Genomic DNA, 23,993 nt, shown 5'->3' on the forward strand with positions numbered 1-23,993 from the left:
CCCCGCATATGCCGCTATAAAACAGTATATGCAAGAGTATCAATTATGTTACTGCTGTTCCAGCCTGATCTGGTTGGACACACTTAGTACCATTCCCATCTCAATCATCAAAAACAGCACCGACGTACCCCCGTAACTGATAAACGGAAGCGTGATTCCCGTGTTCGGAATCACATTCGTAACAACGGCAATGTTCAAGACGACCTGGATCGCGATATGTGCCAGAACACCTGTCACCAGCATTGCACCAAATAGATCCGGCGCATTTCCGGCGATGACTAAAAATCTGTACAGCATGAACAGGAACATGAATATCACGGCTACCGCGCCGAAAAGTCCCAGCTCCTCACAGATCACCGCGAAGATCATATCGTTCTGCGGCTCCGGAAGGAAGCTTAACTTCTGGATACTCTGTCCCAGTCCCTTTCCGAGAAGGCCGCCGGAACCGATGGCGTACAGTCCCTGAAGGACCTGATATCCACCGGACTTCGGATACGCCTCCGGGTTTTTCCACACCAGGATTCGGCTCAGCTGGTAGGAATGGAGGATTCCCGCCTTCTCGAGGGCGATGGCCACAGGCGGCGCGAAGACGATGACAGTGATTCCAAGCGCCACCGTCGCAATAAATGGCCATTTTCTCTTGCACGCGATAAACATCATGACGAAAGCGATTCCGCAGATGATGATACCGGAGCTTAAGTTGTTCATGGTGACGAGAAGTGCCAGAGGTCCGATGAGGACCGCGATCATTCCCCACACCCGCCATTCATTGATCTGCTTTCCAAGTCTCGTGATGAGCACGGCCAGAAGCAGGATCACCACGATCTTTACAAGCTCTGCAGGCTGGAAACGCAGGGATCTTGTTCCCAGCCATCTTTTCTTGCCGTTAACCGCGATTCCCAGTGGTGTAAATGTTACAAGGATCTCGCAGATATAGGATACCACTACTGCCGGAACAGTAAACTTCGCCAAGAAGTGATAGTCGATCTTTGAAATGATCAGCATCAGGATGAATCCAGCCACGGCGATCTGTCCCTGACGCACCATGTAGTAGTTGGACGGCTGCCTGCTCACCTGGGCATTGTAGGCGCTGGAACTGTAGATCATGATCAGTCCGAATACCGTAAGGAAGATAATGACCACTAAGAGGTCATAGTCGTAAAAACGGCGTGCTTTCTTTTTCCGTTTTCCCTCTTCCTGTACAGGAGCCCCGTACATCTGCTGCTGCCGCAGCATTTCCTGTCTCTGCTGCATCTCACGGCGCTGCTGCATCAGAAGCTGCTCTCTTCGCTGTCCCTCCTGCTGGCGTTTCGCCCGCTCTCTTTCAATCTGCTGACGCTCCAACTGTTCTCCGGACATCTGCTGTCTCTGCATCTGCTGTCTCTGCATCTGCTGACGATGTACCTGCTGTCTCTGCGCCTGTGCCCTGCCGCCGGCTTTTCGAACTTTCTTTCGAGCCACGCTAAGCCTCCATTACAGCGCGTTGACGCATTCCTTAAAGATTCGTCCGCGCTCCTCAAAGTTCTTGAACATTCCCCAGCTTGCGCATGCCGGAGAGAGCAGCACATAATCGCCTGCATTCGCGTAAGAAGCGCATACCTGAACGGCCTCCTGCATGTCTTCCGCGTACATGATATCCGTGATACCATGTTTCTTTGCGCACTCAGCGATCTTATCTCTTGTCTGGCCAATGAGGACGAGATAGCGGACTTTTCCGTCAAAGTTCTCGATCCACTCGTCATACTCGGAATGCTTGTCATATCCGCCTGCGATTAAAAGTGTCGGTCCCGGCATCGCCTTGATGGCCTGGATCGCCGCATCCGGGTTTGTTCCCTTGGAGTCATTATAATAAGTAACGCCGAAACGCTCTCTTACATACTCGATCCTGTGCTCTACAGCCTTGAACTCCCTGCATGCCTCGCGGATCATATCCATCGGGACGCCTAAATGGATCGCGATGGCAACGGCTGTCATCACGTTCTCGTGGTTATGTCTTCCGATGATGTTTAACTCGTTGACATCGAGGACCTTCTCGTTCTTTCCATCATGGCGGTAAACGATGAAATCTCCGTCCATGAAGATGCCCTCGTCGAGCTTCTCCTTGCTGCTGAAGTAGAGGACCTTGCACTTTAAGGTCTTTCCGAATTCTCTGAGGACCGGATCCTCGTAGTTTAATACGCAGGTATCTTCCTCTGTCTGGTTTCTTGTGATCCCCTCTTTGACCTGAATATAGCACTCCATGGTCTTATGGCGGTCCAGATGGTCCGGAGTGATGTTTGTGATCGCGGACACATTCGGATGGAAATCCATGATGGTCTCAAGCTGGAAGCTGGAAACCTCCGCGACGGTAACGGACTCGTCTGTGGTTTCAAGAGCGTGAGCGGTGTACGGATCACCGATGTTTCCTACTACGAATACGCTCTTATAGAACTTTCTCATGATCTCGCCTGTGAGGGCTGTCGTTGTTGTCTTTCCGTTTGTACCTGTGATAGCCGCAAGTTTTCCCTTTGAGCAGTGGTAAGCAAGCTCGATTTCACTCCAGATCGGGATCTTCGCCTCGTCGATCACCGCAACGAACGGTGACTCAAGCGGAATACCAGGGCTGATGACGCATAACTCCACACCCATAAGGTCTGTCTTCTTCAGTTCACCGAGAACGATCGTCACCTTCGCACCCTCATCAAATTTTGCTTTCAGCTTCTCTTCGGAAAGCTTCTCATTTCCATCATAAAGAACCACTTCGCCGCCCTGGGCAAGCAGAAGCTTTGCGGCAGAAATACCGCTGATTCCCGTTCCTGCAACTAATACTTTCTGTGACATGGTTTCTCCTCCTATATACTCGTAATGAATGACCGCTCAGCCTGCTATTTTCCTGCGCATGTCTGAACATTTACCCTAATTATAATCCCATGTAGGCAACCAGGCAAAGGATCGCCGTAACGATCGAAAATACTGCGACAACTCTCGTCTCGGACCATCCGCAAAGCTCGAAATGGTGGTGGATCGGAGCCATCTTGAAGATTCTCTTCCCGCCAGTCTTTTTAAAGTATGTGACCTGAATGATGACGGAGAGGACCTCCACCAGGTAGATCAGGCCAACGACGGCGATAAAGATCGGCATCTGCATCATGAACGCGCTGGATGCCACGAAACCGCCGAGGGCCAGGGAACCCGTGTCTCCCATGAACACCTTCGCCGGATATACGTTGAACAGTAAAAAGCCTAACAGACTTCCCACAACGGCACCTGTGATCGGGCTGATCCCGCTGTTTTCTCCGATGGCAACCACGGTGAAGAATGTCGCCACAAGGATCGTAACACTTGTGCAGAGACCGTCAAGACCGTCTGTAAAGTTTACACCGTTGTCGGTTCCGAGAACGATAAAGAATACCGCCGGAATAAACAGCCAGCCGAGATTCAGATAATATCCATTTTCAAATCCGCCAGTGAAAGGGATCAGCATTCCTGTTCCCACTTCTCCGGAAGTCATCAGATAGTAGGTGAAAATCCCCGTGATGATGAACTGACCGATGAGCTTCTGGATCGGGTTTAAACCTTCCGAACGCTTCATGACGATCTTGATGTAGTCATCCAGAAAACCGATGATTCCGAATCCCACCGTCACGAAGAGGATCGGGATGATCCGCGGATAGCTCTTAATGTAAAATAAGGATGTGATCACGATCGCCGTGAGGATGATGAGTCCTCCCATCGTCGGTGTTCCCTGTTTCTTTAAATGGCTCTGCGGACCGTCATCGCGGACCTGCTGTCCGAATTTCAGCCGGTGAAGAAATGGAATGATCACCGGGCAGAGCGCTGCGCTGATTGCGAAGGCGATAATGATCGCCAGAATTGTCTCATTTACCATGCTGAACCTCATATTTTCCTGCTGCACCTCATACTTCCTATGTAAATTGACATGCCGTCTTCCGACAGCACCATGAAATTCAGCTGTTCCGCGCCTTCGGCGCTCCCACAGCTGCCGCCTGACAACATTTCATAGCGTAAATAGTATACGTCCTTTTTTCCCAATAATCAATCAGAACATTTGATACAAAGGCCAAAAGACCTGAATTTCTCCTGCCATCTGTGCTCACATACGCACAAAGCGCAGAGCGGTTCAATATTAATCCGTCTCCGAAACCGACGTGATATCCAGATACGGAAGAATATTCGAAAAAATATCAGCCACCACCGGTGCCGCGATGGTTCCGCCGTAATAGATCCCCACCGGCTCGTCGATAGTGATCAGCGCGATGACCTGGGGATCATCGGCGGGCGCAAATCCTAAAAAAGAAGAAATATATTTCTTTAAGCTTCTCGGCAGCTTCTCCGATGTCGCCGTCTTTCCGCCGACCCGGTAACCTGGAAGCTTCGCCCGCTTTCCGCTTCCTTCCGCCACTACCTGCTCTAAAATATACCGCATGGTCTCGCTGGTAGCTTCCGACACGACTCCCATCCGCTCCGGATAGGAAAACTTCTGGTAATATGTCCCATCCGTGCTCTCCACATTCATCGCAAAGTGGGGCGTGATCCGCCTGCCCCCGTTTATGATGGAGGACGCCGTCGTGATGAGCTGGATCGGCGTGATCTGAAAGGACTGTCCAAAGGAGACGGTGGCGAGCTCCACAAGTCCCATATTTTCCTTCTTGTGCATGATCGTCGCTGCCTCGCCGGGCAGATCGATCCCGGTCTTTCCGAGAAGCCCAAACTGTTCGAAATAATGATAGAACGAATCCACGCCAAGTCGCGCGCCAACGTCGATAAACACCGGGTTACAGGAGTTCATGGCTCCCTGTAAAAATGTCTCTCCTCCATGTCCACCGATCTTATGGCAGCGGATCTTCCGGTCTTCCACGATCCGGAAGCCCGGGCAGGAGAACCTGTCATCCAGATGGACCACTCCCGCCTCCAGCCCTGCTGCGGCGGTGATGATCTTAAATGTGGAGCCGGGCTCGTAGGTATCGTTGATGCAGCGATTCCGCCACATCTTATTTCTCGCGTCCTGAAGCTCCGTCCCAGTGAGTCCGCCGCTTTCCACATTCAGCGTGAACGGGTCGTTCAGATCAAACTCCGGGACATTTACCATAGCGTAGATCTCCCCATTCCGGGGATTCATGACGATCACGGAGACCGCCTTCGCACCTTTTTTCTCCATGACCTGGTACGCCGCCTGCTCCGCGTACTTCTGGATGTTCACATCCAGGCTCACGGTCAGGGTATTTCCGGGCACCGGCTCCACCCGCTCCTCCGCGGCATTCTGGAGTTCCGTGCCCTTCGCGTCGGAGGTCGTCAGTATCAGACCATCCCTGCCCTTTAAGTACCTCTCGTACATGACCTCCAGGCCGATGATCCCCTGATTGTCCGCTCCGGTGAATCCCAGGACCTTTGATGCGAGACTTCCGTAAGGATAATATCTCTTATAATCCTCATCGACCTTCACACCGGAGAGTCCGAGATTCATGATCTGGTCCCCCACCGACTTCTCCACATTTGTCCGGATGATCTCCCTGGAAGACCACTTTTCTACCTTTTTCCGGACCTCCGGCTCCGGAAGCTCCAGGATCCGCACCAGCTCCCGGATCACCTTCTCCGGCTCCGTCACCTGATTGTGGATCACGGACACGGTGCAGACCGTCCGGTTCGCGGCGATCACAGTGCCATTCCGATCCACGATCTCGCCCCGGGCAGCCTTGATGGTCCGCTCCCTCTTGTGGAGCTCATCCGCCATCTTGCTGTAGTGGTCCGACCTCGCGATCATCAGGAATCCCAGCTGGGCGCACAGCCCCACCATCAGAAGCACCGAGATTAAAAAAACGATAAAAAGCTTCTTTCTGTGATGTGTCAGAAATTCCGCCATGTCAAAACCTTCATCTTAAAAGTCTTGGTAATTAATATACGGGACTTCCCGTTTCCTCATGCACGGATTTTATTACATTGCAAGAAATCCAGCCAGCGCCCTCTTCGCCCCGGCCATTCTCTCCTCAAACTGCGGATAGAATTCCTCTTCCTTATTATAAGGAATCAGATAAAACTGTTTCATAAGATAAAGACTCACGGTCTTCGCCGCCTGTCCGGAGGTGTCTTTTCCGATCACCCGCTCCAGATCCTTTAAAAAGTAATGCCAGGTACAGACAAACTCATCATACCGCTTCGGCTCCGGCATATCGATCCATTTTTTAACCTTTACCTTGGTCCTGGTCTCCTTCGCGCACTCGTAAACCTGCAAAAAATACTTAAAACCGCCGTCCCCATAAATTCTTCCAAGCGGAAACAGCCGGCAGATCCCTGGGCGGTACGCATGAATCCTGCAGCGTCCATTCTGGTCTAAAAAGGAACAGGCCTCCTCCTCCCCCGCCATCTTGAGGTTCGGGAGAATGATCCCATCCACCACATTAAGTTCCAGAGGTCCCGCGAGAAGCGTCTCAAAGGTCTTCCCTGTCCCCGCCGTCATGCGGTACGCGTCAAAAGGATCGAGAACCACGGAGGTTCCCATCCCGGTACAGCAGGCATGGCAGCCCTCACACCCTGCGCAGTCCGCCTTCACCATATCATCCAGGCCATAGAGTTTTCCGTCGGAAACCTCCGCCATATCCATCTCTCTCTTCATGATCTTCTCCTATTATTCCCCATATGTAATTGTTCAGTACTCACCGGCATCTTCTTCCAAATGTATGGCAACAGCCACCCTATATACTAATTTGTGCAGGAAAACGCTTATGCAAGCAAGCTTGCAGCACATTTTTCTGCACAAATATAAATCACTACATGGCTAAACTGTCAGCAGATCACTGCGCGGTCTGCGTTGTCTCCTCCGCTCCATTCTTCATGGTCTCAGTCTCCTGAACCGATTCCATACTCTGGGCTTCGCCCGCACTCTCCGCCGCGGATCCCGATCCGTCGGACGGCATATCATCCGGAAGTCCAAGACCGTCATCATACGGAATCACTTCTTCCTCCGGCGCAGGCTCTGTCTGAATCACATTTCCTTCCGCATCCGTCGGTGCCTCAGTCTCCGCCGCGGTCTCGCCGGTTCCAGGCTCCAGTCCACCCTCGTTGTTATTCGTGATCCCCTCATTCTGATCCGCAAGACTTGCGTCCTCCGTCGTCGTATCCGTATCCGGGAATACATTTAAGTATGGAAGCGCTTCCGCCATGATCTTCTGGAAAACCTCTGTGGCGAAAGTGCTGTGCGCCTGCTCTTTGCCCGGAAGATTCGGGGTATCGATGACCACGTACATAAGAAGCTGCGGGTCATCCGCCGGCGCAAATCCACAGAAGGATACGAGATAGTTGTGGGCGGAACGCGGAAGCTTCTCCGCCGTTCCCGTCTTTCCGCCGACCTTGTATCCGGCAACCCGTCCCGCCTTACCGGTTCCTTCCTCATCGTCAACGGTCATAAACAGCGCATGCCTGATAAAGTCGCTGGTGGACTGGGAAACCGTCTCCCGCACCAGATTCGGCTCTATTTTCTTCACAACAGAACCCTGATCATTTAAGATCTGCTTTACCACATGGGGCTCATAGTAGGAACCGCCGTTGATGACAGAGGCGAATGCCGCCGCCATCTGGATCATCGTGCTGTTATAGCTCTGTCCGAAGGAGTTTACCGCAAGGTCTGTCGGGCCCATATTGTCCGCATTGTAGATCAGTCCATATGCCTCTCCCGGAAGATCGATTCCGGTCTTCTGACCCATGCCGAATAATTTCTGATATTTTGCAAACCGCTGTACTCCGAGTTTCGCCGCGATCTGCATCATAGCATCGTTGCAGGATTTCATTAAGGACTGCTCCAACGTCAGGATTCCGTGTCCATAGATATTGGAACATTTGATCCTGTAGCCGCCAACATCCTGTCCGCCGTCGCAGAGAAATGTATCATTCTGACTGATGACGCCTTCCTCAAGCCCCGCCGCAACTGTCATCGGCTTCGCCGGGGAACCCGGCTCGTAAGTATCATTTACACAGAAATTTCTCCACATCTGGTTCCAGGCATCCATCCTGCCCTCATCCGTCATGGCCGTGATCTCTTCCTGAGAATAGGCATAGCTCAGATCTCTCGGATTATTCAGATCAAATCTGCGGTTGGAGGACATGGCAAGGATCTCACCGTTTCTCGGATCCATGGCGATAACAGCCGCCGTCTTGCTTCCGATCCCGCTCATCCATTCGTCGATATACTTTTCCACGATCCTCTGGATATTCACATCGATGGTGGAGACGATGGTATTTCCGTTCTCAGCGGATTTAATGACCTTCTCCATGTTGGACTCGTCATCCAGGTATCCATACTCTCTTCCGTTTGTTCCGGTGAGCTGGTCATTGTAATACTGCTCAATTCCGCCACTTCCCTGCTTTCCGTTATCGTAGGAGAATCCCACCACGTTGCAGGCCAGGGTATTATACGGATAAAATCTCCGGTACTCATCCTCAAACCAGACGCCCTTGATCTTCTTTCCACTGTCTTCCTTTGACTTCGCGTAGGCATCATTCAGCTCTTTCTTTTTTGTCTCAAATTCTTCCTTCTTGTCTGCGGAGATCTGTTTCTCATAAGGCACATAGTAGGAATTTTCATTGGCGGAGATCGTCGCCAGAATATCTGCCCTGTCGTATCCGAATACCTCACAGAGTGCGGACACCGTCGGTTCCAGGTAGTTCTCTTTATCCTGGTTGATCTGGTTCGGATCCAGGATCAGGTTGTAGACCTTCTCACTGGTAGCCAGATATGTTCCGTTCCTGTCCACGATATCGCCGCGGCGGTACGGGATCGTCCGGCTGTCGTAGGAGGAATGCTGGTTCAATACGATCTGGGTGTAGTCCTCGTTTTTATCCTTGATCATCCGGTATAAAACAACGACAAGACCAAACAAAGCCAGCGTCGTTACGAGAACCGTAACCGCCAGCTTTTCTTTCATACTCATGGTAAAAACTTTCTTATTATTACCGTTCCGGGATGTCTTCATACTGTCTTACATACTCGCTTTCCGTCTTATTGTATAAGCGGACCTGGTCCTTATTGGCATAAACCATTCCCAGTTCCTCAGTCGCTACCTTATACACATAATCCAGGTCCACCGACGTGTTGATCCTTGTGAGAAGAGCGTCGTTATCCCCTTTCAGTTTTTCAATACTCTCCTCCAGACTCTCAATATGATTGAGTCTCGCTGTGACGGAAGACTGAAGCTTTAAATAGCTCACACAGATATACAGTGTGCAGATCACCGCCACTGTCAGCAACAATACGGAAAAAAGATTCATCTGAAGCGCTTTTTCCTGATTTCTCCGAACTGTAACGGTATGGGATACATTCCGCTTCTGCTGATGTCCTCTTTCCTGCTCCTCGTACCGGGGAACACGCTCGACTTTACGGACAGTATTTCCCTCTACATATTCTTCGGTCTGCGGGGCTCTTTTCCGTCTCCTTGCTGCCATACCATCACTTCCTTTCTAATATATATGCAACAGTCCAGTGCCGTTCTGCTCATGTTCCCCTGTTGTCGATTTCAGGAACATGCAGATCTGCTGAACATTTACCATAAACTTTCTGCTTTTTCTGTACTTGGGGGCTCTCAGCTTCTCTCGAACACCCTCAGTTTCGAACTCTTTGATCTTCTGTTCTCTTCCAGTTCCTCATCTGATGGAACGATCGGTTTTCTCGTCACAACGCGGCCTTTGCTCTTTCTTCCGCATACGCATACCGGGAAATCCGGAGGGCAGATACACGGATTTTCATTTGTGCGGAATCTCGTCTTCACGATGCGGTCCTCCAGAGAGTGGAACGTAATGATCGATAAACGTCCACCCGGATTTAAGAGGTCGATCATTGTGTCGATGGAATCGTTTAACACATCCAGCTCGTGGTTTAATTCAATGCGGATCGCCTGAAATGTCCGTTTTGCCGGATGTCCGCCCTCAGCACGGATCTTTGCCGGGATCGCGCCGCGGATGATCTCTGCGAGCTGCAGTGTCGTCTCGATTGGGTGGATCTCCCTCTCTCTGACGATGTGCTTCGCGATATTCTTTGCGAAACGATCCTCGCCGTAATCGCGGATAATTCTATACAGCTCCATCTCGCTGTAGCCGTTTACGATATCCGCCGCGGTCTTGTCGTTTCTCTGATCCATTCTCATATCCAGCGGGGCATCCTCTCTGTAAGAGAATCCACGGTCCGCCGTATCCAGCTGGTATGAAGACACACCAAGATCCAGATAAATGCCATCCACCTTTTCAATTCCAAGGTTAAAGAGCACTTCCCGGATATTCTTGTAGTTGCTTCTCACGATCGTTACTTTATCTTTAAATGGGAGAAGACGTTCTGTCGCCGCCGCGATCGCGTCCGCGTCCTGATCGATTCCGATCAGGCGGCCCTTTTCGCCGAGTCGCCGGGATACTTCGTATGCATGTCCGCCGCCGCCTAAAGTCCCGTCCACGTAGATCCCATCCGGTTTTACATTCAGGCTGTCGACGGTTTCCATCAGCAGGACTGATTTATGTTCAAAAATCATATGCCAAGACCTTCCATATTTTCTGCAATTTCTTCCATGTCATCGTAGACATTCTTCTCGTTCCAGACCGCCTTGTTCCAGATCTCAATCCGGCTTCCGACGCCGACTAAGACGACGTCTTTTTCCAGCTTCGCGAATTCTCTTAAAACAGAAGGGATCAGGATCCTTCCCTGCCTGTCCACCTCACAGGCACAGGCACCAGCCAGGAAAAATCTCGAAAACTTTCTGGCATTAGCATTCGTAAGAGGAAGCGCGTGGAGCTTTTCCTCAAAAGATTTCCACTCAGAATTTTCGTACACGAAGAGACACCCATCCAATCCCTTTGTAACAACGAACTCATCGCCCAGCTGCTCACGGAATTTGGAAGGGACAATCAGACGGCCTTTTGCATCGATTGTATGACTGTACTCTCCAATGAACATTACTCACTCCTGTGATTATGTGGTCCATCGTAATCCACTGATCCACCATTTTAAACCACTTTTATCCACTTTCCACCACTTCTAATGTAATCTTAGTACATTTACTTTAAAATAGCAAGGAATTTTTCATTTTTTCATGTACAAAACAAGGGTCACTGTTCACGCCTTGCGCAAACAGTAACTGATTATGCCGATGCTTCGCATTCCGAATTGGCAAAATCCACTACCACCACTGTATTGTACGGAATTTTCAGTTCAGAAAATTCCTACCCGTGTACAGTAACAAACAAGGTGCCATTTTATGGAAATCTTCCTATAAAACGCGAAAAAGCCACCTTTCAGGCAGCTTTTCCGCATTTTATCTGGAGTATATTCGATTTTTATGTACTGTGGCCCCCTTAGTATCCCGCGTCCATATACTGTTCGATCAGCCGGTCAAGTTCCACACTGTATCGGTAGATCAGATCGTAGGACTCCTTTCCATCAATACTTCCGTTCAATCGTTTTCTCGCCTCCTCGATCTGATTTACCAATTCTTCCCTGCTCTCCATATCAGTTTGCTTCCTTTCCCTGGACGAAAGCCTTTCTCCTGTTGTAAATAAGGATCACAAGAGAGACGGTCGCCAGCACAACAGACAATGCCTGGGATACTGCGATCTGGGTACCCGGTATCAGGAGAGAATCCGTTCTCAGTCCTTCAATCCACGCTCTTCCGATTCCATACCCGGTCAGATAGATACAAAGCATTTCCCCTGTGAATGTTTTCCGCTTGCGGAACCAGAGCATGAACATCAGGAGACCGAAGTTCCAGAGGGACTCGTAGAGGAACGTCGGATGGACCTGAATGTACTCGATTCCATTATCAACGATCAGATGGTCAAGGAGATTTTGTGAGATCATGCTCTCATTCACAATGCTGCGTCTGATCCGCATGGCAAACAGGCAGTCTGTGTAGCGGCCGAAGGCCTCGCAGTTGATAAAGTTACCCCATCGTCCGATCATTTGTCCGGTTATAAGTCCAAGGCATGCGCTGTCTGCCATGGACAAAAAGGAAAGGTGGCGTTTCTTTGTAAAGACAAGCAGCGTCAGGATTCCGGCGATCACTCCGCCGTAGATCGCAAGTCCGCCTTTCCTCAAGTTCACGATCTCCATCAGGTGGTCCTTGTAGTAGGCCCACTGGAAGAAAACATAGTAGATCCGCGCTCCGATGATGGAAAAGATAATTCCGTAAAGTGCGAAATCAAGGTAAATATCTGGATTCTGTCCCCTGCGCTTCGCATCGGACTGGGCAACACAGAGTCCTAAGATCATGCCGATCCCGATGATCAGTCCGTAGTACGCAAAGGATATTCCTCCGATTGAAAAGCTCTTCACCATGTGGGGAATCGAGATCCCCAGGTGAACGAAGCTTACATCTGCTCCTGACATTGATTCTGTTCTCCTTTTTTCTTTGGTGAATTATATTTTACTCCGAAAAGCGGCAAAAAGCAAACAGATTCGCTTGACAGTCCTCGTGTTTATTCGACATGAACTGCCGTTCACGTCTTGCTCAAACAGGAACCGCCAGGAATCTGTCCTAAAACAAAAGAAAAGCCATGGAATGGTGTTTAACTGATACACTCCATGACTTTTATATTCCTTATTCTATCAGATCTTCAGGAGAAATTATACATTGAACCGGAAAAGAACGACATCTCCGTCCTTCATCACGTAGTCCTTACCTTCCATGCGGACAAGTCCTTTTTCCTTCGCTCCGTTGTAGGAACCGCAGTCTAAGAGATCCTTGTAGTTTACAACCTCTGCCTTGATAAATCCGCGCTCGAAATCGGTGTGGATCTTTCCTGCTGCCTGCGGTGCTTTTGTGCCGACCTTGATGGTCCATGCACGTGTCTCCTTCTCTCCTGCTGTCAGGTAGCTGATAAGACCGAGGAGACGGTAGCTTGCCGCGATCAGCTTGTCAAGTCCGGACTCCTTTAAACCAAGGTCATCTAAGAACATCTTTTTCTCATCGTCATCTAACTCGGAGATCTCCTCCTCGATCTGCGCGCACACAACAAACACTTCGCTGTCGTTCTCAGAAGCGAACTTGCGGACAGCCTGTACATGCGGATTGGAAGCGCCGTCATCGGCAAGATCATCCTCACCGACGTTCGCAGCGAAGATCACCGGTTTCCAGGTAAGGAGATCTAAGGAAGCAACAAATGCCTGCTCCTCATCGTCCTCACACTCAAAGCTCTTTGCAAGATTGCCGTTCTCGAGGTGTTCCTTCACAGCCTTTAAGATATTTAATTCTTTCACAAGTGCCTTGTTGGAAGCTGCGCCCTTGCCCATCTTCGCGATCCGGCGGTCGATGACCTCGATATCGGAGAAGATCAGCTCTAAGTTGATAGTCTCGATGTCGCGGAGCGGATCAACGCTTCCGTCTACATGAATCACGTTCGGATCCTCGAAACAGCGGACAACGTGAACGATGGCATCCACCTCACGGATATTCGCGAGGAACTGGTTTCCAAGTCCCTCACCTTTGGATGCGCCCTTTACGAGACCTGCGATATCTACGAACTCGATCACAGCCGGTGTGATCTTCTCGGAGTTGTAAAGATCCGATAAGAGTTTCAAACGGAAATCCGGTACCGGAACAACGCCCACATTCGGGTCGATGGTACAGAACGGATAGTTTGCGGATTCAGCGCCCGCCTTTGTCAAAGAGTTGAATAATGTACTTTTACCTACGTTCGGCAGGCCGACAATGCCAAGTTTCATGGTAATTTTCCTTTCTAAACCTTTATGCGCAAAAATATGGTTTTTACATAATTTAATGTGATCCCATACGACCACAAGTGTATTTAGCATAGCACAAAACATGCGGAAAAGGAAGGGAATTTCCGCAAAAAAGGAGCCAAAAAGAGTTCATCCGATCGATTTTTTGTGGCCGGATATATCTTTTTGACTCCATCAATGCTTTTTATCTTTGTCTCCGAACCAGTTTCCCTGTCGGAAACATATCTCCATTTTCCGCTGCTCTGTTGACAGACCCGGTCTGAAAACACTATTTTGCTCCCGGCTTAATCGTCTAAGTCTTCCTCGCTTACGATCTCATCGTACTCCGCTGTATCAAGGAACTCGTCGAAGGCGTCCGCAACGATCTCGTACTCCTCGTCGCTCTCGATATTCTGGATATCCGGGTTGCCATCTGCGTCCTCTGTATAGCGGTATAAGTAGACCTCTCCGTCCTCAGCCTCATTGCCGTCTAACGGGAGAAGCGCAATATATTCCTTATCAGCCGCCTCGAAGATCGTAAGAACCACGCACTCTAAATCTGTTCCATCATCCAGTGTCAGAGTAACTGTCATCTCCTCGTCGTTTGCTGCGTCCTGATTCATGTTTTTTTCCTTTGCCATAACCTTAATTTTCCTCTCATTTCCGGCAGTGTGCCGTTAATTGACAGCCGTTTTTTCTGCGGCTGCTGTTTTTTATAGAATACCAGTAAATATCCATAAAATCAATAGAAAGAATTGCCTAAATCCACTACCACCGTTACAGTACACGGGCACTCCATGCCCGCGCACTGTAACTGGATTTTGCCGATGCTTCGCATTCCGAATCGGCAAAATCCGCGGTCATAACGGTATCATACGGAATTTTCAGTTCAGAAAATTCCTACCCATGAAAAGTAACCTACCACCACTGTATTGTACGGAATCTCCAGTCCGGAAAATTCCTACCCATGCACAGTAACATCAGTATTCTACTCCGCGTCGTGCCATGATTCCCTTGTCAAACGGATGCTTTCTCTTGCAGATCTCCGACACATAGTCCGCCGCCCCAAGCAACGACTCCGACGGGTTCCGCCCCGTAAGGACAATTTCCAGCCCATCCGGCTCGCCCTTTTTCGGCCGGTTTTCCAGAAAATCCAGGATGTCCTTTTCCGGTACCATCCCGTAGTTCACCGCCGCCATGATCTCGTCAAAGACCACGAGATCTGCAGTTTTCGCCAGCTCTGCCGCCTCCAAAAACAGATTTCTGTTATAATCCGCGCACTCTTTTTTCGTCTCCTCATCCATAGACCGGACAAAGCCAAAGTTCTTCCGGCACGGGATCAGTGTCACCTCCGGAAGTCTCTTTAAGATCTCCACTTCCCCGGAGTTATCTGTCTTTAAAAACCGCGCGATCACGACACGCCTACCGCTGCCCGCTGCCCGGACCGCAAGCCCTATCGCTGCGCTGGTCTTTCCTTTTCCGTCACCACAGTAAATATGGACAAGTCCCATTTGTCTCCTCCATTCTTCATGCATTCACAGCAGGAAAGAACTGTTCTCTGCTATGGTGCCTTTCCGGCGGCCTAAGCCGCAATGACTCTGGCTCCTCTCTGAATCCTCTACAAACCTGCTTCCCCGATAAACCGCGAAACATCCGTCTTCCTGTGATACCGCTCCCGCACCGCCGCCACATGGAGCCGGTCCTTTGCTCGGGTCAGGGCCACATAAAACAGCCGCCGCTCTTCCTCGATATCCGCCGGGAGTCCCGCCTTGTGATGCGGAACGATCCCCTCATCCACATCCACCACGAACACCACCGGATATTCCAGCCCCTTCGCGCTGTGCATCGTGGACAGTGTCACCCGGTCTCTCGCTTCCCTGGTCTCTTCGAGATTCTGCTTTTTCAACTCTTCCTCGTACCGCACCGCATGTTCCTTCCAGGCCTCGAAGGTCTCAAACTCCGCCGCACTCTCCGCCAGCTTGTCCGCTGTCTCGAAAAGTTCCTCCGGTTTCATTCTCCGGAACTCCGCGTAGGACCTGAGATAATCGTCATATCCGATGACCTTGCGGATATAGTTCACCGCTGCCACAGGCTTCAGTCTCGACATGGTCCTGAGATCCGCCTCCAGGTCGCATATCCGGTCCTCCATCCAGGCCCTGTCCTGATAAAAGGACTTTAACCGGTCGAAGGACACCGTCGGCGTATCAAAGGCGTCCCTGCTGAAATACCGGTTCGGACGGTTCATGATCCGGTAGAAATCCGACCGTTTTCTGCTGCCCGCCGCGATCTCCATGTAGGCAAAGAGGTCCTTCGCGATCCAGTGACTATAGAGGTTTGGGATCACATCCCGGAGCTGAAAGGGAATATTGTACCCCATAAGCCGCTCCGCCATCAGCCCGGAATTTGCCCCTGTGCGGAACAACACCGCAATCTCGTTCCAGGCATACCCGGCGTCATGATACGCCCGGATGCTTTGTGCCACCGTGTCCATCTCATGTCCCGGATTGTCAAAGACCCTGAAATCCACCGGCCGCCCGGATCCCCGGAACGGCTCCAGTTTCTTCTCAAAGCGAACCTTATTGTGCCCGATGAGCTTCAGCGAAGTCTCCACGATCTCCTTTGTGGACCGGTAGTTTGTTCCAAGAAGAACTCTCTTCGTCCCCGGAAAATCCTTCTCAAATCCCAGCATGATCTCCGGCTTCGCCCCGCGGAACCGATAGATGGACTGGTCATCATCCCCGACGATAAAGAGGTTATTTTCCGGCAGCGCTAACATCCGCACCACCTGGTACTGCAAAAGATTGATGTCCTGGAATTCGTCCACCAGAATATACTTGAATTTTTTCTGCCAGGCAGCCAGGATGTCCTTCCGCTCCGTGAACAGCTCATGGCACATGACGAGCATATCGTCGAAATCGATCTTTCCCGTCTGCTCCAGCATCTCATCGTACCCGTCATAGAGCTTCTTAAACCACTCTTCCGGGCAGTTCTGGGAATAGTAGTATTTTAAGTCAAGGCGCTCGCCCTTCACGTAGCTGATCTCGTTGATGATGGAGGAGATAAACTCCGCCTCGTCCTCCACCTCCATCCCGGACTCATCGAGAAACTTTTTAAAATACTGCCGTTTTTCCTCCCCACTGATCACATTTCCGGCGGGAAAGCGGTACGCCCACTTTAAGATGTGGTAAAAGACGGAATGGAAGGTTCCGAAACTCACACGGCTGCCCGCGGTTTCCAAAGAATTTCCGGTGCCCTGCGCGCGCTGCCTGGCCTCGGCTGCACTCTGTTGGCTTTTTTCCGGCCTGTGCAGACTCCATCCGTTTTTCGGCAGGTGATCATCCTTCTTCCCCGCCTTTCTCCGCTTTTCATCTTCCTCCCGCGCCAGTCTGAGAAACCGCTCCTTCATCTCCGCGGCCGCCGCTTTCGTGAACGTAATGACAAGAATGCCGGAGGGGTCAACGCCCGCCTCCAGCAGTCTCTTAATTCTGTGTGTAATTACTGTCGTCTTTCCGGACCCCGGACCCGCTAAGACCATCATCGGTCCATCCCGGTGCTCCAAGGCCGTCATCTGTGCTTTATTAAAATCCATATTTATCCATTCCGGTCAGGTTTCTGTCTGTTTCTGCCCGGTCCGCCGCATGATCGTATTGCGGTTTTGCGACTGTTCAGTCATCTCACCGCTACGCGATTTGCAAATTACTCAGCAGCCTCCAGCAGCTCAATTCCCTTCCTGATACGTGCCAGGGACTCCTCTTTTCCGATGATCTCCATGATCTCGGTAGCGCCTGCCGGTGTCATCTGTTTTCCAGATACTGCTGTGCGGATCGGCCACATAACGAAACCAGTCTTTACGCCCTTATCGGCAACATATTTGGACAGGGTCTCAAACAGAGCGTCGTTGCTGTAGATTTCCTGTGCCTCAAGGATCGGAAGAACCTCCTTTAATGTCTCTAAGGAGTTCTCCTTTGTTGTCTTCATCTTCTTATGAACATACATGTCCGCGCTGTACTCCGGCATCTCCTCGAAGAAGTCGACCTGATCCGCGATATCGCACAGTGTCTCGATTCTCGTCTTCACCATTCCGGCAATCTTCTTTAAGTCTAACGGTTTCTTGATCGCAGCCTCAAGGTACGGCTTTGCAAGCTCGAAGAACTTCTCATCGTCCATCTTCTTGATGTACTCGCCGTTCATCCAGCGAAGCTTTGTCATATCGAAGACAGCCGGGGACTTGCTCATATTGTGGTAGTCGAACGCTTTTACAAGCTCCTCAAGAGTAAAGAACTCCTGGTTGTCTGTCGGGGACCATCCTAAGAGGGCAACGAAGTTTACGATCGCCTCTGTTAAAAAGCCCTGCTCGAGAAGATCCTCGAAGGAGGAATGTCCGCTTCTCTTGCTTAATTTCTTGTGCTCCTCGTTTGTGATGGTCGGGCAGTGTACATATACCGGAACTTTCCAGCCGAATGCATCGTAGAGACGGTTGTACTTCGGGGAGGAAGAAAGGTACTCGTTTCCGCGGACAACGTGTGTGATCTTCATCAGATGGTCATCCACAACGTTTGCGAAGTTGTAGGTTGGGTATCCGTCGGATTTGATAAGAACCATATCGTCGAGCTCTGCGTTGTCTACCGTGATATCTCCGTAGATCTCATCGTGGAATGTTGTAGTTCCCTCTTTCGGGTTGTTCTGGCGGATAACGAACGGCTTTCCTGACTTTAAGTTTGCCTCTACCTCTTCTTTGGTAAGATGCAGGCAGTGCTTATCGTATACCATGATCTCCTCACCGTTTACGGTCTTCTTTAATGAATTTAAGCGCTCCTGGGTACAGAAGCAGTAATATGCCTCACCTTTTTCTACAAGCTTTTTCGCGTACTCCATGTAGATTCCGGCTTTCTGACGCTCACTCTGGACATACGGACCATAGCCGCCGTCCTTATCCGGACCCTCGTCATGGATCAGTCCGGTCTTTGCCAGTGTGCGGTAGATGATTCCCTCAGCACCCTCAACGTGGCGCTCCTGGTCTGTATCCTCAATACGGAGAATGAAATCTCCGCCTTCATGCTTTGCGATCAGGTATGTGTAAAGAGCTGTTCTTAAATTACCTACATGCATCCGGCCGGTCGGGCTCGGCGCAAATCTTGTTCTGATTTTTTCCATAATCCATATCTCCTGTTGATATATATTTATCCGCGGATAGTTCCGCAGACAGACATTCTTTTTTTCTATACCGTCATATCTAATAAATGACAAGCCAGATTAAAGTACACCATCAGACTCACCGCATCCACGATCGTCGTGATCATCGGTGACGCCATGATCGCCGGATCAAGCTTTAAGACCTTCGCCCCGATCGGCAGTGTGCATCCGATCGTCTTCGCAACGATAACCGTACAGAACAGGCTGATCACGACGGTCACGCAGATCATCGTGTTGCCCGGATACTGGATCATCAGACGGATAAAGTTTACCACCGCCAGAACAAATCCAACGATCACGCCGACCCGTACTTCCTTCCACACGACCTTCAGGATATCCGAAGGCTCCACATCGCCGATAGCCATACCACGGATGATCATGGTGCTGCTCTGGCTTCCGGAGTTTCCGCCGGTATCCATAAGCATCGGGATAAAGCTTACAAGAAGCGGGATCGCCGCAAAGGCATTCTCATATTTTACGAGGATTCCGCCGGTGATCGTACTGGAAAGCATTAAGATCAGAAGCCACGGGATCCTGTTTTTTGCCAATGTGAAGACGCCGGTCTTTAGATACGGCTTTTCACTCGGCAGCATCGCCGCCATCTTCTCGAAGTCCTCGGTGGCCTCCTCTTCCATGACTTCCATGACATCGTCAACGGTGATGATCCCCACAAGGCGGTCCTCACTGTCAACTACCGGCATGGAGAGCAGACCGTACTTGTTCATCGTGTCCGCCACCTGCTCCTGGTCATCGGTCGTCTGGGCTTTGATGACGTGGGTGTCCATAATATCGCCCACCAGGCGCTCATAGGGCTGAAGGAGAAGATCCTTCACCGTCACAACGCCGTCCAGCATTCGTTTTTCGTCCATCACATAGCAGGTGTAGATCGTCTCGGAATCCACCGCGTGATGACGGATATAGGCGAAACACTGTTCCACCGTCATAGTCTTCTTTAATCCGACGTACTCAGCCGTCATGATACTTCCGGCTGTGTTTTCCGGATAGTTTAAGAACTGGTTGATCAGCTTTCTCGTCTCCGGCTTCGTGTTCTGAAGGACACGGCGGACCACCGTTGCCGGAAGTTCCTCCACCAGGTCTACGGCATCATCCACATAAAGCTCTTCCACGATCTCGGAAAGCTCTTTATCGGTGATGCTGTTGATAATGTGACTCTGCTTGTCCACCGGAAGCTCGGCAAACACTTCGGTCGCCAGCGCCTTCGGCAGCATCCGGAACACGATGACCGTACGCTCGGAATCCAGTTCTTCGATGAACGACGCGATATCCACCTCGTTCAGTTCCACAAGCTCTTCCTTTAACAGGCGGTACTTTTTCTCCTTCGCCAGATCCAGAAGATGCTCCATGTCAAATGTCTCATTTCCATCATTCGGCATTTTCTTTTCCCCCATAATCAGTTGTTTTCACTCAGCATTTTGCTGATCTTTTCACGCGATTATGGAAGCAAAGACACCTGCAGCCGCCGCATTTCCCCTGCGCCGGTCCACAAGCTCCTGTACAGTTAAATTCGGCAATACACATAACAGATCGTCCCTGTCATGCCTATTGCCACTGGTTCAGGGTGTGCGTCTGCTTCCATCGTATGACTTCGACCTTCCATTATGTGTTCACTTCCTTTCTCTGTGCTTTCCATTATAAGAAAATTTTACCCAATTGGCAACCGGTTACGCAATTTTTCGTGAAGAAGATGAATTTTCAGTTCAGAAAATTCCTACCCGTGAACAATGACAAAAAGCTGCCAGAATATGGGCTGGCAGCGTTCATGAACACAGTGTTATTAGTTTGTTACTATTACGTTACTGGTTGTGCGTATTTTACAGCGTTTTATGGAACGAAAACCCCAGGAAACATAAGGTTTCCTGGGGTTATAATACTGCGTGGATTAAGCTCTGGAAAGGTACTCACCAGTACGTGTATCGATCTTAACGCGGTCACCCTGGTTAACGAATAACGGAACGTTGATCTGAGCGCCTGTCTCAAGAGTAGCCGGCTTTGTTGCGCCTGTAGCTGTATCGCCCTTGAAGCCCGGCTCTGTATCTGTGATCTCGAGCTCTACGAATAACGGAGCCTCAACAGAGAATACCTTGCCGTTGTAGGAGCAGACTTTCACAGTCTCGTTCTCTTTTACAAACTTTAATGCATCGCCAACAACGTCAGAGGATAATGCGATCTGCTCGTATGTGTTAACATCCATGAAGTTGTAAAGGTCACCATCTGCATACAGATACTGCATATCTACGCGGTCGATTCTTGCTGCCGGGAATTTCTCGGTCGGACGGAAGGTTCTCTCAACTACACCGCCGTTGATAACGTTTTTTAATTTTGTTCTAACGAAAGCAGCACCCTTACCCGGTTTTACGTGCTGGAACTCTAAGATCTGAACAACCTGTCCATCGATTTCAAGTGTAACGCCATTTCTGAAATCACCTGCTGATACCATAAATGATAATCCTCCTTAAAACTGTTTCCAATTATTTCATTTCAAATTTCACGCTTATCGCTGATTCTATCCTATTCTATACTATTCTCCAACGGTTTTCAACTATTTTTTGCAAAAATCCCCGGCTGTCCGCCCCGTTTTTTTCAATCGTTTCCTGTAAAACATGAGAACTACCGCCTCGAGATACCGTTTCAGGACAATCTGGATCTCTTCTTTTGGATTGATGGGCTTTACAAGGATCGAATAGAGGCCTGTCCTGTTTGCGCCCCAGACGTCCGTAAACAGCTGGTCGCCGACAAAAAAAGTGGTATCACGGTCCGTTTTCATCCGCTCCATAGCCCGCTCGTAGCCTTTTCTCGACGGTTTCCCACCCTTAAAAATATAGGGACTTCCCACCTTGTCCGCAAAAGGTGATACACGCGGCTCCTTATTATTGGAAAGGATGCAGGTGGAAAAGCCGATGGCGCGGAGCCGCTCAAAGAGCTCGATCGCCTGCTTGTCCGCCGGTGCCCCGTGGGGAACCAGGGTATTGTCCACATCGAAGATGATTCCCCGGTATCCTCTCTCATAAAGTTTCTCGTACGGGATCTCGTATGCGCTGTCCACATAGTTCCCCGGATAGAATGTTTCAAACATAATATTACCCTTAATTCAGCACTTCAGCCATACCTGCTCCTGTTTTTATCCGGGTGAACAACGTCATTCATTGACCCTTTTGCAGACCGGTACACAGCCAAACCGCCTCTTTTGCTGTTATTTATTATTTAAGAACTTAGCCAATTCATCCATAAACGCGTTCACATCCTTAAATTCCCTGTAGACAGACGCGAAACGGACGTATGCAACCTCGTCCACCATCTTGAGTTTTTTCATGACAAGCTCGCCGATGGTCACGGACGGGATCTCACGCTCTTCCATGCTGAAGATCTGCTTCTCGATCTCGTCGATCATCTTCGTGATCTGGTCCGGGGAGACCGGACGCTTATGACATGACAAAAGGATTCCGTTTTCGATCTTCGCACGATTGTACGGTTCTCTGGAATCATCTTTCTTGATGATCATAAGCGGCAGTGTCTCTAATTTCTCATATGTCGTAAAGCGCTTTCCGCACTCCTCGCACTGACGTCGGCGTCTGATCGAGCTGTTATCATCAGCCGGACGCGAGTCGATGACCTTTGTATCCTGGGCACCACAAAACGGACATTTCATGGGACTTCCTCCTTTGCTGCCGACCGTACTATTTTTCCGCTCACGGCCGCATTTTTATACCATATCTTATCACACTATCCTCTGGTTCCGCAAGTCTTTTGCTCTTTATCCGTAATTCCGATCTCCTGGCTTTTTCCTTACACGCCTTGAATAACTGTCTGTATAAAGCTCTCCCTCGCCTCCTGCTGCGCCTCCAGCTTTCTGATCTTCTCCGTACTCTTCGCGGGCACCCATGCCTTATTGGCGTTGTAATAAAAATTGATCTGTTTCCAATACTTTTCCGGATATAAAAACAGGTAATAAAGCACCTGCCGCTCCACTTCCGAGACCGGCAGCACCCGTTCGTAGGACTCCATGACCTGCCGTCCCAGCCGCTCATTCCAGTCATGCTTTTCCATAATCTTCCTGAGGAAATAATACAGGTCCTCCATCTGGACACCCAGGTGCATCTGGTTGAACTCCGTCACCGCCGTGTATCCGTTTCCGATCAGGATATGGTGGTAATCCGGCTCCCCATGGCAGACCGCGTACCCATCTGCGATCTCTTTTCCGTGAATCTCATACAGCCTTTCCATGCCCCGCTCTGCTTCCACGGCCTGGGCCGCGAAAATTTCAAAATTTCCGATCACTCGGAGCTCAAATTCATTTTTCTTCCGCTTTCCGCGGATAAATGTCCTCGCCTTCTTTAACTCCCGGTTATGGCGGCGCATGGCCTCAAAGAGCGGCAGTGAGATCATGGATCTCATATTCCACGTTTCCTGCCGTTTGATCATGCGGAACTGCCGATGCAGAAGCGCCAATGCCCGCACCGCCGACAATACCTCTCTTTCATCCTTCAGGTCACATTCCCGGTCCGCGAACCATTCCTTCACGATATATCTGGTCCCATCCTCCGCCGTCGACAACAGCTCCCCCTCAGAATTTCTCACATATTGGTCCGCCTTCAGAGTCTCCATTCCATCTAAAGACTGCAAAACCGCCTCCTCAAACTCCAGGCGGTTCACACTTCCACGATATTCCTTTAAAAGCCGCAGTCCCAGATCCGTCTCAAGGATCCAGGATCCTCGTCCTCTCCGCAGCACATCCACCCGAAATCCGTACGTCTTCTCCGCCTCTTCCTTCCAGTCGATCACGATTCTATCCCCCCATATCCTGCTCTGACCTTTTCCATCGACAACAATTCCGGCCCTCATCCTGCTGCCGGAATTTCCTTCTGCACAAGATATGAAATGAAAGGAGGGATTATTCCCCTGTTTCCAGAATACGGCCTGTACGTTTTTTCCTGCTTTCTGGCTGCCCGTCGTTAAATAAAAAAATGTGCCTTGGCACATTTTCGCGCCTCGCGCGGCCGCTTGCGACAACCTACATTTTCGCGCGAGTGCGCATCATCGACACGTTAGTGCCTTTTATGTAATAGGGAATTCCTTGGAATTTCCTATTGCACCA

21 protein-coding genes are annotated in these 23,993 nt (G+C 50.2%); all 21 read right to left on the reverse strand.

What is annotated here, in order from left to right:
• Positions 1 to 48: 48 nt before the first annotated feature.
• The gene (locus tag ABCW45_RS11035) at positions 49 to 1,461 is read right to left on the reverse strand and encodes an FtsW/RodA/SpoVE family cell cycle protein (RefSeq protein WP_343220844.1); all 1,413 of its coding nucleotides are present in this window, start codon (positions 1,459 to 1,461) and stop codon (positions 49 to 51) included.
• Positions 1,462 to 1,473: 12 nt separating this feature from the next.
• Positions 1,474 to 2,820 (reverse strand): UDP-N-acetylmuramoyl-L-alanine--D-glutamate ligase, encoded by a 1,347-nt coding sequence (gene murD / locus ABCW45_RS11040; RefSeq protein WP_117484198.1) that lies wholly within the window; start codon positions 2,818 to 2,820, stop codon positions 1,474 to 1,476.
• A 79-nt stretch (positions 2,821 to 2,899) separates the two neighbouring features.
• Complete coding sequence (gene mraY, locus ABCW45_RS11045; protein WP_117470952.1) at positions 2,900 to 3,868, reverse strand: phospho-N-acetylmuramoyl-pentapeptide-transferase; 969 nt, start codon at positions 3,866 to 3,868, stop codon at positions 2,900 to 2,902.
• Positions 3,869 to 4,126: 258 nt separating this feature from the next.
• Positions 4,127 to 5,860 (reverse strand): peptidoglycan D,D-transpeptidase FtsI family protein, encoded by a 1,734-nt coding sequence (locus tag ABCW45_RS11050; RefSeq protein ID WP_117484199.1) that lies wholly within the window; start codon positions 5,858 to 5,860, stop codon positions 4,127 to 4,129.
• 72 nt (positions 5,861 to 5,932) lie between these two features.
• Positions 5,933 to 6,610, reverse strand: a complete 678-nt coding sequence (locus tag ABCW45_RS11055) for a YkgJ family cysteine cluster protein (protein WP_117503063.1) — start codon at positions 6,608 to 6,610, stop codon at positions 5,933 to 5,935.
• Positions 6,611 to 6,788: 178 nt separating this feature from the next.
• Positions 6,789 to 8,921, reverse strand: coding sequence for a peptidoglycan D,D-transpeptidase FtsI family protein (locus ABCW45_RS11060; protein WP_425518604.1), 2,133 nt, complete (start codon positions 8,919 to 8,921; stop codon positions 6,789 to 6,791).
• Between the two features lie 19 nt (positions 8,922 to 8,940).
• A complete protein-coding gene (locus tag ABCW45_RS11065; protein ID WP_117470938.1) occupies positions 8,941 to 9,432 on the reverse strand; it encodes a septum formation initiator family protein in 492 nt (163 codons plus the stop codon).
• Positions 9,433 to 9,569: 137 nt separating this feature from the next.
• Complete coding sequence (rsmH, locus tag ABCW45_RS11070; RefSeq protein WP_015555056.1) at positions 9,570 to 10,505, reverse strand: 16S rRNA (cytosine(1402)-N(4))-methyltransferase RsmH; 936 nt, start codon at positions 10,503 to 10,505, stop codon at positions 9,570 to 9,572.
• Positions 10,502 to 10,927, reverse strand: coding sequence for a division/cell wall cluster transcriptional repressor MraZ (gene mraZ / locus ABCW45_RS11075; protein ID WP_015555057.1), 426 nt, complete (start codon positions 10,925 to 10,927; stop codon positions 10,502 to 10,504). The genes rsmH and mraZ overlap by 4 nt, the downstream gene beginning before the upstream one ends.
• Positions 10,928 to 11,325: 398 nt before the next feature.
• Complete coding sequence (locus ABCW45_RS11080) at positions 11,326 to 11,478, reverse strand: aspartyl-phosphate phosphatase Spo0E family protein (protein WP_015555058.1); 153 nt, start codon at positions 11,476 to 11,478, stop codon at positions 11,326 to 11,328.
• 1 nt (position 11,479) lies between these two features.
• The gene (gene lgt / locus ABCW45_RS11085; protein ID WP_343220845.1) at positions 11,480 to 12,355 is read right to left on the reverse strand and encodes a prolipoprotein diacylglyceryl transferase; all 876 of its coding nucleotides are present in this window, start codon (positions 12,353 to 12,355) and stop codon (positions 11,480 to 11,482) included.
• A 237-nt stretch (positions 12,356 to 12,592) separates the two neighbouring features.
• A complete protein-coding gene (gene ychF, locus ABCW45_RS11090; protein ID WP_343220846.1) occupies positions 12,593 to 13,690 on the reverse strand; it encodes a redox-regulated ATPase YchF in 1,098 nt (365 codons plus the stop codon).
• A 302-nt stretch (positions 13,691 to 13,992) separates the two neighbouring features.
• Complete coding sequence (locus tag ABCW45_RS11095; protein WP_015555061.1) at positions 13,993 to 14,328, reverse strand: DUF1292 domain-containing protein; 336 nt, start codon at positions 14,326 to 14,328, stop codon at positions 13,993 to 13,995.
• 339 nt (positions 14,329 to 14,667) lie between these two features.
• On the reverse strand, positions 14,668 to 15,198 hold the full coding sequence (locus ABCW45_RS11100; protein ID WP_117470941.1) for a cob(I)yrinic acid a,c-diamide adenosyltransferase: 531 nt from the start codon (positions 15,196 to 15,198) through the stop codon (positions 14,668 to 14,670).
• A gap of 107 nt (positions 15,199 to 15,305) precedes the next feature.
• Entirely contained in the window at positions 15,306 to 17,276 is a 1,971-nt protein-coding gene (locus ABCW45_RS11105; protein ID WP_343220847.1) for an ATP-dependent helicase, read from the reverse strand.
• Between the two features lie 107 nt (positions 17,277 to 17,383).
• On the reverse strand, positions 17,384 to 18,841 hold the full coding sequence (gene gltX, locus ABCW45_RS11110; protein WP_343220848.1) for a glutamate--tRNA ligase: 1,458 nt from the start codon (positions 18,839 to 18,841) through the stop codon (positions 17,384 to 17,386).
• A gap of 65 nt (positions 18,842 to 18,906) precedes the next feature.
• A complete protein-coding gene (gene mgtE / locus ABCW45_RS11115; protein WP_117470944.1) occupies positions 18,907 to 20,274 on the reverse strand; it encodes a magnesium transporter in 1,368 nt (455 codons plus the stop codon).
• Between the two features lie 506 nt (positions 20,275 to 20,780).
• Entirely contained in the window at positions 20,781 to 21,338 is a 558-nt protein-coding gene (efp, locus tag ABCW45_RS11120; protein WP_118599501.1) for an elongation factor P, read from the reverse strand.
• Between the two features lie 102 nt (positions 21,339 to 21,440).
• The gene (locus tag ABCW45_RS11125) at positions 21,441 to 21,974 is read right to left on the reverse strand and encodes a YqeG family HAD IIIA-type phosphatase (RefSeq protein ID WP_215705157.1); all 534 of its coding nucleotides are present in this window, start codon (positions 21,972 to 21,974) and stop codon (positions 21,441 to 21,443) included.
• A gap of 117 nt (positions 21,975 to 22,091) precedes the next feature.
• Positions 22,092 to 22,547, reverse strand: a complete 456-nt coding sequence (gene nrdR / locus ABCW45_RS11130; RefSeq protein ID WP_015555067.1) for a transcriptional regulator NrdR — start codon at positions 22,545 to 22,547, stop codon at positions 22,092 to 22,094.
• A 137-nt stretch (positions 22,548 to 22,684) separates the two neighbouring features.
• Positions 22,685 to 23,680, reverse strand: coding sequence for a protein kinase family protein (locus ABCW45_RS11135; protein ID WP_117470953.1), 996 nt, complete (start codon positions 23,678 to 23,680; stop codon positions 22,685 to 22,687).
• Positions 23,681 to 23,993 lie beyond the last annotated feature (313 nt).

This window comes from Pilosibacter fragilis (assembly GCF_032490495.1).
GTDB classification, from domain to species: Bacteria; Bacillota; Clostridia; order Lachnospirales; family Lachnospiraceae; genus Pilosibacter; species Pilosibacter fragilis.